This window comes from Aliivibrio sp. A6 (genome assembly GCF_028765505.1).
In the GTDB taxonomy this organism is placed as follows: domain Bacteria; phylum Pseudomonadota; class Gammaproteobacteria; order Enterobacterales; family Vibrionaceae; genus Aliivibrio; species Aliivibrio finisterrensis_A.
Map to the genome: position 1 here is coordinate 192,640 of NZ_JARACR010000003.1, position 12,742 is coordinate 205,381.

Annotated in this window: 9 protein-coding genes and 1 pseudogene; 6 read left to right on the top strand and 4 right to left on the bottom strand. The window is 39.2% G+C overall.

The annotated features are described in order from the left end of the window. Positions 1 to 29: 29 nt before the first annotated feature. Entirely contained in the window at positions 30 to 380 is a 351-nt protein-coding gene (locus PVK70_RS03175; RefSeq protein ID WP_130047916.1) for a DUF2750 domain-containing protein, read from the top strand. Positions 381 to 445: 65 nt separating this feature from the next. Here PVK70_RS03175 and glpT read toward each other — a convergent pair. Next, positions 446 to 669, bottom strand: a pseudogene (gene glpT, locus PVK70_RS03180) (glycerol-3-phosphate transporter); the annotation flags it as partial. 361 nt (positions 670 to 1,030) lie between these two features. Here glpT and PVK70_RS03185 point away from each other — a divergent pair. Further along, positions 1,031 to 2,125, top strand: a complete 1,095-nt coding sequence (locus tag PVK70_RS03185) for a YdcF family protein (RefSeq protein ID WP_130047915.1) — start codon at positions 1,031 to 1,033, stop codon at positions 2,123 to 2,125. Between the two features lie 75 nt (positions 2,126 to 2,200). On the opposite strand, the gene PVK70_RS03190 is transcribed toward PVK70_RS03185, so the two are convergent. Then, positions 2,201 to 2,845, bottom strand: coding sequence for a thiopurine S-methyltransferase (locus PVK70_RS03190; RefSeq protein ID WP_130047914.1), 645 nt, complete (start codon positions 2,843 to 2,845; stop codon positions 2,201 to 2,203). Positions 2,846 to 3,099: 254 nt separating this feature from the next. Here PVK70_RS03190 and PVK70_RS03195 point away from each other — a divergent pair, with 254 nt between their 5' ends. Next, positions 3,100 to 4,470 (top strand): L-cystine transporter, encoded by a 1,371-nt coding sequence (locus PVK70_RS03195; RefSeq protein WP_130047913.1) that lies wholly within the window; start codon positions 3,100 to 3,102, stop codon positions 4,468 to 4,470. Positions 4,471 to 4,863: 393 nt separating this feature from the next. Here the strand turns inward: PVK70_RS03195 and PVK70_RS03200 are convergent, their stop codons facing one another. Both PVK70_RS03200 and PVK70_RS03205 read right to left on the bottom strand, forming a co-directional pair. Beyond that, the gene (locus PVK70_RS03200) at positions 4,864 to 5,394 is read right to left on the bottom strand and encodes a 3'-5' exonuclease (RefSeq protein WP_130045626.1); all 531 of its coding nucleotides are present in this window, start codon (positions 5,392 to 5,394) and stop codon (positions 4,864 to 4,866) included. Positions 5,395 to 5,484: 90 nt separating this feature from the next. Further along, positions 5,485 to 7,002, bottom strand: coding sequence for a sensor domain-containing diguanylate cyclase (locus tag PVK70_RS03205; RefSeq protein WP_165367222.1), 1,518 nt, complete (start codon positions 7,000 to 7,002; stop codon positions 5,485 to 5,487). A gap of 246 nt (positions 7,003 to 7,248) precedes the next feature. Between PVK70_RS03205 and PVK70_RS03210 the strand changes: the two genes are divergently transcribed. The 3 genes from PVK70_RS03210 (at position 7,249) to PVK70_RS03220 (ending at position 12,652) form a co-directional block, all read left to right on the top strand. Beyond that, a complete protein-coding gene (locus tag PVK70_RS03210; protein ID WP_130047912.1) occupies positions 7,249 to 7,881 on the top strand; it encodes a DUF2760 domain-containing protein in 633 nt (210 codons plus the stop codon). Then, positions 7,881 to 9,701 carry an Hsp70 family protein gene (locus PVK70_RS03215; protein ID WP_130047911.1) on the top strand — a complete coding sequence of 607 codons (1,821 nt, stop codon included), beginning with the start codon at positions 7,881 to 7,883 and terminating at the stop codon, positions 9,699 to 9,701. Before PVK70_RS03210 ends, PVK70_RS03215 begins: the two co-directional genes overlap by 1 nt. Before the next feature lie 134 nt (positions 9,702 to 9,835). Continuing rightward, complete coding sequence (locus tag PVK70_RS03220) at positions 9,836 to 12,652, top strand: Hsp70 family protein (RefSeq protein ID WP_130047910.1); 2,817 nt, start codon at positions 9,836 to 9,838, stop codon at positions 12,650 to 12,652. Positions 12,653 to 12,742 lie beyond the last annotated feature (90 nt).

Consider the following 12,742-nt stretch of genomic DNA (forward strand, 5'->3'; position numbering starts at 1 on the left):
ACAGTGTTTATTTTAATCGAGACATCATCATGAGCAAATTAACGTCAGATATTCAAGCAAACCTAGATCTTTTCATTGCAGAAACGAAAGAAACACAGCTAGTTTGGAGTCTTTATAACGAAGAAGGTTGGATCTCTGTTGAGTCTACTGAATTCGAAAACTCTGAAGTAATGCCATTCTGGTCTAACAAAGCAGACGCTGAATTTCATAACGTTGAAGAGTGGGCTGATTTTGAAGTAACAGAAATTCCACTAGATATCTTCGCTGAAGATTGGCTAGTAACATTATCTGAAGATGGTGTTTTAGTTGGTACAAACTGGAACCAACAACTTGAAGGTAAAGAAGTAGAAGCAAGTGACCTTGTGAAGCTTTATCTATAACGTTTACCTCTTAAACGAAAAGACTAAAGGGCTGTAATTATTACAGCCCTTTTTATATTTTCTAATTACATTGCAATTTTCTCTTTTACTTTATGATGTGCCTTTTCACCTATGAGAGCATAAAGCAAACATATAATAGACAAAATACAAGAAGCCACTAAAATCATGAAGCCACCATCCCAACCAAAGCAATCATATCAATCGTTGGATTACCTGCAGGGTTAAACCAGTAGACCAACACCGCAATAGTTACAAGAGCCATAAATAAAATACCGGCCGGAGCTCGGCGTTTTATATGTGCTTGGGGTTTAAATATACCAAACATAGTTAACTCCATTATGATATTTGCGATGGGAGATAAAAGCTTGAACGAACAAATTAAACACTCGTTCGAAAGCAAGCGCATTGTGATGCCCAAGGAGAATTGTTTCTGTGACTAACCTTACAAGTTGAGGAATTATCAAAATTAATTAAGTAAAAGTTAGAGAGTAATTGATTTAATTTTGGCTGGATTTCTTATTGCTTGTGACGCTAGTTCATACAATTAACATTTGAGTCTGATAAATAAAAATAAATACGATTGCGCTCACAGCACACCATTTTATCAAGTCGTAGGATGACTTCTTCTTGTTGCTAACTTTGGAATCATTATGAAACGCACACTCTTAACCCTTTCTTTGGCGGCTATCCTTTCTAGTTCTTTCTACTCGGCACCAAGCGTTGCTGCATTAGATACGGTTCAACCACAGATTAATTACACAGAGATGACCTCTCAACGTCAGGTTGTTGACCAATTACTTAATGATGCTTACCAAATCTTTAAAAATCCGGCTCGTATCTCTCATGCTGGGTTTACGGCTATAATGCCAAGCAACATGGAGATAATCACTAACAATTTACTTGATGCTTATAAACTTGAACCGTATCGTGTCGATTTATTGTTTTCTGCCGCGAATGCTCAAATTTATAACAGCAATGTAGACCGAGCGATTGAACTATTTACTCAAATTTTAGATGTTGCTCCTGATGATGTAGACGCCCATTCATATCTTGTTATTTGGCAAAACTTTAAAGGCAACAAAAGCGAAGTAACCAAACATTTAAATGCCCTAGAGCAATTAAACAAAGGTCGCGTTGCAGATTTGAAAAAAATCATGTCGGCCATTGATAGAATCGTTGATACTCCATTAAGCAATACAATCAAAAAACCAACCAAAGGTAATAACGCAATCATCACCCTAGGTTATGCTTTAAACCCAGATGGCAGCATGAACGACATCTTAATTGATCGACTTAATGCAACATTGACGATGGCGAAACAGAACCCTAACACTTACATCGTCGTAACTGGCGGCGTACCTAAAAACCATAAAACCGAAGGTAAGTTAATGGCCGATTGGTTAGTGAAAAATGGGATTAATAAATCGCGTATTATTGAAGATAACTACGCAAGAAGTACGGTAGAAAACGCACTATATAGCAGCTATGCATTAGCTCGCCATGATATTGACCACGCTACCATTATTAGTTCAGCAAGCCATGTTCGCCGTGGACAAGCATTATTTGAAGTCGCTAGTTGGCAGACTGGTCCTAAAGGGATCACATTTGATACGTATGCCGCTAACGATCGCCCACTCGAAGAATTAAAAATCCCAACGGATGGTGAGTTATTAGGTATTTATCGTGATGCATTACGTGTTTATGGAATGTGGAGTTACCGCTCTTATCCTTTAGAGCAACGTTAATTTCATTTACTTTCTATATTATAAATAAACAAAAGGTGACCAATTTTATATAGCCACCTTTCGTATTCTGACTATTTATTCACTCTCAATCAACCACACTTCTTCCGCAAAGCGTGATAATCCTTTTTTGATTTTAGGATGGTTTGCATCAGCTTCATCACGCTGCAATCGAGTCACTGTCATACCTGAAAATAGTGAACGTACTTCATCCTCTGGCACAGAGAATGGAGGCCCTGCCATTTCAGTTTGGTCATAATCTAACGTTACCAATAAGATGCGTCCGCCTTCTTTTAAGCGAGAACGTAATACTTGTACATATTCTTCACGCATCTCTTTAGGGAGTGCGACTAATGCTGCGCGATCATAAATCAGATCTGTAGCGTCAATTGGCGCGGTAAAATAATCACCAGAATAAATGGTTAGCTCATCAAATTCATATAACTCAAGAGTGCTAGTTAATGCGGTAACGGTTGGTGTATACAAGCGCTCAGCAAAAAAAGCACGTACGGCTATTTTACTTAGCTCAACACCCGTGACTGAATTATGTTTTTCAGCAAGCCAATCGAGATCCATCGATTTACCACATAAAGGAACAAATACCGTATCACTACGTTGCGGCTTTAACGCTGACCAATATTGAGTCAAAATTGGGTTTGTATCTGATAGGTGAAAACCAATTACATTACTAGCCCACTTACTTTCCCAGAATTCATGTTCCATTTACTTTTCCTTCCACTCACTTTTTATTATTCAGAAATGGTACCTCATCCCCCTATTCTGTTCTACAAATACTCATTTTATCAGCTTATTGCTTTATCTATAACCGAAAATACAAAGCATATTCCATTTGGTTATATAAGATAACTTTTATCAATTACCTTACCGAAAGCCTTACCGTTATTATGGTTAAAAATACAAAGGGCTTGTTTCAAAATGAAAAAATAACGAGCGCGTAAATAACAAGGAAAAGCAGTATGTCATTAGCCGTCATTATTAATTTAGCCGTATTTATCGGGCTCATTTTCTTTCTTAATATCCAACAACGTAAAGAATATACGCTGTCTCGCCTTGTTCTTATCGGCTTAATTGCTGGTAGCCTTTATGGTTTAGGTCTTCATGTCATTCATGGAGAAGGCAGTACCGTAATCAAGACTACTCTTGATTGGGTGAATATTGTTGGTAGCGGTTATGTTGGATTACTAAAAATGGTTATCATGCCATTAGTATTAGTCTCTATGTTCTCTGCGGTTGTTAAACTCGATAAATCAGGCTCTTTAGGAAAAATTAGCGGCGTTACTATTAGTGTACTTTTAGTCACAACAATGATCTCTGCCTTAATTGGTATTGCAGTAACTCACACTTTTGGTTTAACTGCGGAAGGCTTAACTGAAGGCGCTCGTGAAACGGCTCGAGTTGCGGTATTAGAGTCTCGCATTGGTAGTGTTAGTGACCTGACAATTCCTCAAATGCTAATTAGCTTTATCCCTACAAATCCATTTGCTGATTTAACGGGTACTCGCTCAACCTCTATTATTGCTGTGGTTATCTTTGCAATTCTTGCAGGCATCGCTGCACGTAAAGTGAGTCAAGAGAAAGGAGAACTAGCAGGTCCAATTAATACTTTTGTAGACGTAGCTCAATCAATTGTTATGCGTTTAGTTAAAATGATAATGGCACTAACCCCTTATGGCATCTTGGCGCTACTAACTAAAGTTGTTGCTACATCCAATGCTGCCGATATCTTAAATCTACTTGGTTTCATTGTTGCCTCTTACATTGCTATTTTATTGATGTTTGTTGTTCACGGTTTATTGGTTTCGTTTGTTGGTGTAAACCCTGTTGATTACTTCAAGAAAATTTGGCCGGTATTGACGTTTGCATTCAGCTCTCGTAGCTCAGCAGCAACAATCCCACTAAATGTTGAAGCTCAAATCACAAAACTGCGCGTTCCACCTGCAATTGCGAATTTATCTGCCACATTTGGTGCTACTATTGGTCAAAATGGGTGTGCGGGTATCTACCCTGCAATGCTAGCGGTAATGGTTGCTCCAACAATGGGGATCCCAATTGATGCTCACTTTATTCTGTCTTTAGTTGCCATTATCACGGTAAGCTCGTTTGGTATTGCTGGTGTTGGCGGGGGGGCTACATTTGCAGCATTAATCGTTCTTCCTGCAATGGGCTTACCTGTTACGATTGCTGCCCTACTTATTTCTATCGAACCGTTAATTGATATGGCACGTACTGCTCTTAATGTAAGTGGCGCAATGACAGCGGGTACAATTACAAGTCGAGTTCTTGGTGAAAAAAGTACTGATGAACAAGTAGAAAGTGCGCAAGCGTAAACAAAAACATATACTCTAGCGACAATAAAGGAAGCCAAAATGGCTTCCTTTTTTATGGTTTAAACCTAATGAATATTCCATTTGTATTCATGTTAAATATGACGAAGATTACATTAGAAAAACTAATCTTAAAAAACAATTTTACTTGCTAGAAATAATAAAAAATTTATCTATAATGCGCGCCATACAGAGACGAAATACCTCGTTCTAATAATCAAGTTAAAAGGTGACGCTGCTATGGCTAAGAAAATCATAACTAAAATCGCAACTGCTTATCAGCGTTCATTTGTTGAGTTATACAAACGTGATAATAAATAAGTTCGATTGAATCGAACAAAAAAAGGAGCTAATCAGCTCCTTTTTTAATGTATCTATTAAATAACCTATTACAATCTATAATATTTTCAATGCTAATTGCGCAAGGTTATATGCATCAACATAACCAGAATGCTGTCTGCCTTCCCATTCAATATCTAACTCTTCCATCGCCTTTCTTTGGCCCATTCGCTCATTTTTCTTACGTGATTTAATACGATAAATGGTTGCCAGATTTAAGAATTCACTGAATGGAACTTCTATGCCTTTTGCTCTACATTCAGCATCAAGAATTTGCTCATCGTGTCCCCATGCTGCATAAATTTTATTGGTTCCACCGAAATTCTTAATCATAGACTTCAATACGTCAGCTAATGGTCTACCCTGTTTTTCTATTTTTCGAGGAGAGATCCCTGTTAACTCAACACAAAACTTAGATATTTCGTCTTTTTCTGGCTTCACATAATATTGAGCACGTTTAACAACTTCACCTTTAATTAAGTCGATCTCCGCTAATCCTACTTCAATGATCTCCCCTGTTGTTCCTTTGCCATCAACATTCCAACAGCACATTTCTAAGTCAAAACAGACGATACGATTAAAGTTCATGGAGATCCTTGGTACTCAAATAAAACGGAGGCGCTATTCTACCTAAACAAAATGATAAGCGCGATACTATAAAAATCGATTGCTGAAAATTCAGCCGCGAATAGTCACTTGATTACGCCCCATAGCTTTACTTTGATATAACGCTTGATCAGCAGCTTTCAATAACTCTTCAAGAGTTTCACCTTGCCAAAGAACCGCGCCAAGACTAATTGTCTGGTCAATTTCTAAATCATTAAACACAGTTGGAGACGTAGCGACAAGCTTGTGAATTTGTTCTGACATTAACGTTAATTCATCGAGGCTGTTCAACTTCAGCACAATAGAAAACTCATCCCCGCCAAGGCGTGAGACGTAAGCATTATTTCCTAACGTTTCAGACATTAAATGACCAATATGTCGTAAAACTTGATCACCTTCAGGATGACCATAGGTATCATTGATTTGTTTAAATTTATCGATATCAAAACACAATAAAGCAAACGGTTTTTCTGTTTCAATATAACGACTAATCACATCACGTATGGCTCGACGATTTAATAGACCAGTAAGGTCATCATGCATTGCCATATAGCGTAATTCTTTGGTTCTAATCTCAAGTAAATTTTCAATTCTTTGTTTATCTCGAGTAACCACAGAGGTTAGTGTCGCAATAAGCATTGAAATCGTTAAGATACCAAAAAACAACCAGATCAACGTGAGTCTTTGATATTCAGTTAATTTATTATCTATTTTATATTCAATTTTCCAGAGTCGATTTTCAATTTTAACACTGGTTGTATAATCCAACCCTTTGAAACTATTCCATGTACTGCTTTGGTACATAATTGGGTCATCGCCAGCATCAAACCCTGTATCAATAATACGTACAACCAATTCCTCACCTAATGAGGTAGAATTAACCAAGCGGTCAAAATAACTGGTAATTCTTACGACACCAACCATTACCCCTTTTAACGATGTTTTATCTGAAGTAAATACTGGGTGATAAACTAGCATGCCTGTTTTTTGAGCGCTCTGATCAAGACTATCTTGCAGTAAGCGAATTTTATCTGAAACACTTGGTCGACCCGTTGTTAAAAACTCTTCAACGACGAGATTAAAACGCTCTCTTGATGAATAAAATCCAATTAAAGGTGTGTTTTTCTCATCTCTTGGGTAAATATCGGTTGCGATATAAATGGGCTCATGATTTTTCATCACATAGCCATAGATTTTAGGTTGATCTTTTGGGACGGTATATAATCGAGCTAAGGGATAATTTTTATGTATTTGTTTAAAATGATCATCAATATCTTTTTCTTCCACTTTCTCCATCCATTGAAGTGAAATCAGACTATTAGAACGATGCAATAATGAATCCGCAAACAAAGGAAACTGAGACCAATCCTTTTTACTGCCCACTTGATAGAAGTTTGCCCCTGCACCTATAAAATCAATATCTTTATCTATTAACATCGAAAGCAGCGCTGACTGTCTATCTGCTTCTTTATAGAAATTCTTTTGATTATTATCCAAATCAGATAGATAAACGAACCTCATACTTAATAGACCTAGAGATAGAGCTAACAAAAAACTGGTCATTACATAAAAGTAATTACTCTTAAACACTCTGCTCTCCAACGGTTGATAACCCTTTAATTCTAATAAAATTTTGAATTTTTCGAAACCAAAAGCCCATATTTAATTTTTATTACTCAGATTTGATTCATTCTGTTCAAAATTACATCATTCAGCATATATTAGTCGCTTTGATTGCCCTTCTTTTTATCTCTTATCCCTTGAATATGCTACTATTAGCCACAATTTAGTTAGAAACGTTTGGTGCTAAGCACCCTAGAATATAGAGAATGAATTATGAATTTTGACTTGAATGCTATTCCTTCTACCTTTGATTTAGGACACATTGTCCTGTTCGGTACATCTGCTCTATTTGCATTATTGTACATAACGAAGAAAGGTAAAGCGCTAGAGATCGAAAAAACAGTTGAAGTCGAAAAAATCGTCGAAGTTGAGAAACCTGTAGAAAAAATCGTCGAAATCGAAAAAGTCGTTGAAGTTGAAAAGATCATTGAGAAAATCATCGAAGTTGAGCCAAAAGTAAAAGCATCAACGCCTGAATCTGCTTTACAACTATTGGCTTTATTACAAAAAGAAGCACGTTTTATCGACTTTATGCAAGAAGATCTTAAAGGTTTTGCTGATGCCGAAGTTGGTGCAGCAGCTCGTGTTATTCATGAAGGCGGCCAAAAAGTATTATCAGACTACTTCACTCTTACTCCAGTTCGTACTGAAGAAGAAGAATCTCGTTTATCTATTCCTGCTGGTTTTAACCCATCGGAAATTCGTCTAACGGGTAATGTAGTAGGTGAAGCTCCATTTAATGGCACATTAATTCACCGTGGTTGGAAAGTTGCGGAAGTGAAGCTACCAAAGCTGGCTGAAGGTTATGACGCAACAATCGTTGCTCCAGCAGAGGTTGAACTGTAATGGAACAAGCTAAATACAGCATTGGTATCGATTTAGGTACAACTCACTGTGTTCTTTCTTATGTAGATTTACATGATGAAGACGCAAGCGTTCAAGTAATGCCAATCCCTCAACTAACCGCACCAGGTCAAGTTGAAGAAAAATCGCAGCTGCCTTCTTTCATGTATCAAGCACATGAAGCTGAACTATTAGAAGGTGATACAAGCCTTCCTTGGACAACCAAACCAAACGCAATTGTTGGTAGCATTGCTCGTAACCTTGGCAGCAAAACGCCAATTCGCTTAATTGCAAGTGCAAAAAGTTGGTTGTGTCATGGTGGCGTAAACCGTCGTGAAGCATTCTTACCGCTAAATAGTCCAGAAGAAGTGATCAAAGCGTCACCTCTTGAAGTGACTAAGCGTTATTTAGAGCATTTACAAAACGCATGGGATTTTCAAAACCCTGAACATCCTCTAAATGAACAAGACATTACGATTACCGTTCCTGCATCATTTGACCCTGCTGCGCGTGATTTAACAGCAGAAGCTGCAAATAATCTTGGCTTTCGTAATCTTACGTTATTAGAAGAACCACAGGCGGCAGTATACAGCTGGATCAAAAATAACGATGATTCATGGCGTGACCAAGTATCGGTTGGCGATGTTATTTTAGTGGTTGATATCGGTGGCGGTACAACGGATTTATCATTAGTTGCTGTTACTGAAGAAGAAGGTAATTTAAGCCTAAACCGTGTTGCGGTAGGTGATCATATTCTTCTTGGTGGCGACAACATGGATTTAGCCCTAGCTTATCGTTTAAAAATGAAGCTAGCGCAAGAAGGTAAACAACTGCAACCTTGGCAAATTCAAGTAATGACTCACGCTTGTCGTGATGCTAAAGAAGCCCTTCTTAATGATTCAGAGTTACGTGCAGTTCCAATTGTGGTTCCTAGCCGTGGGTCTAAATTGTTAGGCGGCACGCTGCAAACGGAATTAACTCAAGAAGAAGTACAACAAACTTTGGTTGAAGGCTTCTTCCCTGTTGTTCCTGTGACTGAGCACCCAGTTCAATCTGCACGTGGTGCATTAACTCAAATGGGTCTTCCTTATGCACAAGATGCAGCGGTAACTCGTCACCTTGCTAGCTTCCTAACTCGTCAACAAGCAGCAACTGATGAAGTATTTGGTCAGCAAAACGAATCCGATTTTATTAAACCAACGGCCATTCTTTTAAATGGTGGTGTTCTAAAATCAAACCTACTTGCAGAGCGTCTACTTAGCATTATTAATCAGTGGTTAATCGATGGCGAAGCGGAAGACGCAAAACTGCTTGAAGGTCTTGACCTTGATTTAGCTGTTGCGGCTGGTGCTTCTTACTACGGCTCTGTTCGTACCGGTAACGGTGTTCGTATCCGTGGTGGTATCGCATCAAGCTACTATGTTGGTATCGAAAGCTCTATGCCTGCGATTCCAGGAATGGAACCACCAATGGAAGCGCTGTGTGTTGCTCCATTTGGCATGGAAGAAGGCTCTCATGCTGATGTTCCTAGCCAACAATTTGGTTTGGTAATTGGTCAGCCAGTACAGTTTAAATTCTACGGTTCAACGACTCGTCGCGATGATCAAGCCGGTACTCATTTAGATTTCTGGATGCCAGAAGAGCTAGAAGAACTTCCAGCTATTCAAGTCACGCTTCCAGTTACTGAAGGCCGCACAGCAGGTGAGGTTGTTCCTGTTCGTTTAGCGTCTAAAGTGACAGAACTTGGTACTCTTTATCTTGAAGCCATTGCTGCTGATAGCGGTGAGAAATGGCACGTTGAGTTTGATGTTCGTGAAGCGTAATCTGGATATTATTCTTCGCTAGTTGCGCATCTTAAGAGTTCAGTCACCGTTATGGAGGCTGAACTCTTTTACTATATGCCCCTATATTTTATCGCTGCCGCTTTCTCTTTTATTGCAGCTTCAATGGAGTTTCTATGAGTTCTTCTAATCGTTATTTAATTGGTATTGATCTTGGTACTACTCACACTGTTGTGGCTTATACTGATATTTCTCTTGGTATTGAAACTAGCCCAATTGAAATCTTCAATATCGACCAATTAATTGGACCAGGTGAAGTTGCTCGTAAACCCCTACTTCCATCATTTCGTTACCATGCTTCACAAAGCCAAATCACTGAAAATGACCTAACACTGCCTTGGAATGTAAAAGCGATTGATGGTGAAATAAAAAACGCAATCATTGGTGAATGGGCCCGTGAATTAGGGTCAAAAGTAGAAGGTCGCCAAGTAGTCAGTGCTAAGAGTTGGTTATCCCACACTAAAGTCGATCGTACCTCAGATATTCTGCCTTGGGCAGGCGCAGAAGATGTTGAGAAAGTCTCTCCTATTGTTGCCAGTGCGAGTTATTTAAACCACGTTCGTCAATCTTGGAATTACCACCACCCTGATGCGCCAATGGAACTTCAAGAAGTGGTTGTTACTGTTCCTGCTTCGTTTGATGAGAGTGCTCGTTCATTTACTATACAAGCCGCAAAACTGGCAGGTCTTGATAAGATCATTCTATTGGAAGAACCACAAGCCGTTTGTTATGACTGGTATCACCATCATCAAGACACTGCAAAAGACATTCTAAAGAACATTCCGTTAATGGTGGTGTGCGATGTAGGCGGCGGCACTACCGATTTAAGTTTAATCCAAGCGCGTTTTAATAAAGACGAATTGGCACTTGATCGTATTGGCGTGGGTGATCACCTAATGTTAGGTGGTGACAACATTGATTTAGCCTTAGCGCATTTAGCTGAGCAACGCTTAGACAGCGGTAAGAAAATGACGGCAGCCGCGTTAACTAAACTTATTCAACAAACGCGTAAAACCAAAGAACGTTTACTGTCAGCTAATGCACCAGAATCTGGCCATATCACTCTATTAGGGTCTGGCTCTAAATTATTAGGTGGCAGTCGTAAAGTTGAGTTAACCAAAGAAGAAGTTCATCAAATTGCGCTTGATGGATTCTTACCACTGACTGACTTTAATGACCGTCCAAATCAACGTCAAACCGCTGTTGTTGAATTTGGCTTACCTTACGCTTCTGATCCTGCTATCAGTAAGCACTTAGCTCAGTTCTTGGATAATCATAAAGAAGTGTCAGCAAAAGCACTCGGTTGGGATGATAATGATTTAGCTGCTCATCAAGATCGTGCTATTCCTGTTGGCCTATTATTAAACGGTGGCGTATTTAATAGCCCTCTCCTTGCTGAACGTTCACTTGAATTGATGAACAACTGGAAAGGTGACACTGTCACTCAATTATCTAACCCCCACCCTGACTTGGCCGTTGCTTATGGTGCCGTTGCTTATGGTAAAGCACGTCATGGTGCACAATTAAAAATCGGTGGTGGCTCTGCGCGTTCATTCTATTTACAGTTAGAAGAGAAAAATAAACAGCCACAAGGTTTATGTTTATTGGCAAAAGGCAGCGACGAAGGTGAAGAAATTCGCATGACAAGCCGCCGTTTCTCACTAACATTGGGCGAACCTGTTCGTTTTAATTTGCTTTCAACAACAAAAGATCAGCTTGCTACCTCAGGTATGATCACTGAGTTAGCCGATCCAAGTTTTGTTAGCTTACCGCCTTATGTCGTAACACTTGAATCAAGTAAATCAAAAGATGATCTACACGCAAACCAAAAAGATCGCGTTGAAGTAACCCTAGCCTGTCAATTCACAGAAGTCGGCACCATTAAGATTGAATGTGTTTCTGTTGAGGACGATTCACAGCGTTGGTTAGTCGAATTTGAAGTACGTAATCAAGCCTCCAATAAAAGTGCTAACCTTGCGGATCAAATTAGCCTTCCTCCTCGTCTACCGAATGCTATAGCAAGTATTAAAGAGGCTTATGGCGGCAGCAAACAAAACCCAAATGCCATTAAAGCCTTTTCTAAAAACATAGAGAAGCTGATAGGTAAACGTGAATCATGGGATTTAATTACCTCACGGGAACTAGCAACCGCATTACTTGACAGTAAAAAACGTCGCCGCCGTTCTGATAAACATGAACAAAACTGGTTAAAAATGACAGGTTTTGCTCTGCGTCCTGGTTTTGGCTACCCTGCCGATGAATGGAAGATATCTCAAGCATGGGAAACCTATCAACAAGGCATTCAATTCGAGTCGAAACAATCTTGGAACGACTGGTGGACATTCTGGCGTCGTATCTCTGGTGGTTTAAGCCAAGAGCAGCAAGAAACCATTTTGGCTGATATGGCAAAATACCTACACCCGGGCTCTTTGCGTAATCCAAAAACATTAGAAGAGGCCAGTAACAAAAGTTATGAAGCTATGGTTCGTCTAGCTGCTGCACTTGAGCATCTGGATGTTGAAGATAAGACACTGATTGCCTCTTGGGTATTAGGCCATGCAAAAAATGACAACCAACCGCAAGTCCATTGGTGGGCGTTAGGACGTATTTGTTCTCGCTCTCCATTCTATGGTAGTCAGCATAATTTAATACCAGCAACCCAAGTGGCTCAATGGTTACCAACACTATTAGCTCAAGATTGGAAAATACAACCAATGGCAGGTTTTGCCGCAGTTATGATGGCACGATTGACTGGTGATAGAACCTTAGATGTCTCAGATGAACTACGTGAAAGTATTATTGATAAACTGAAGAAGAGTCGCTCTCCACAAAGTTGGATAGATCTCGTCTCTAGTCAGCAAGCATTAAGCGAAGCGGACTCTAAACGACTTTTCGGTGACGCTCTACCAGCTGGGTTACGTTTAATTAATTAAACTGTTGGCATGACAGAAATAAAACAAATGACGCTTTTTGCTTCTTTTTTGTCAAAGCTTCGCAAACTAACTAAAATTGTCTTCAAAAAA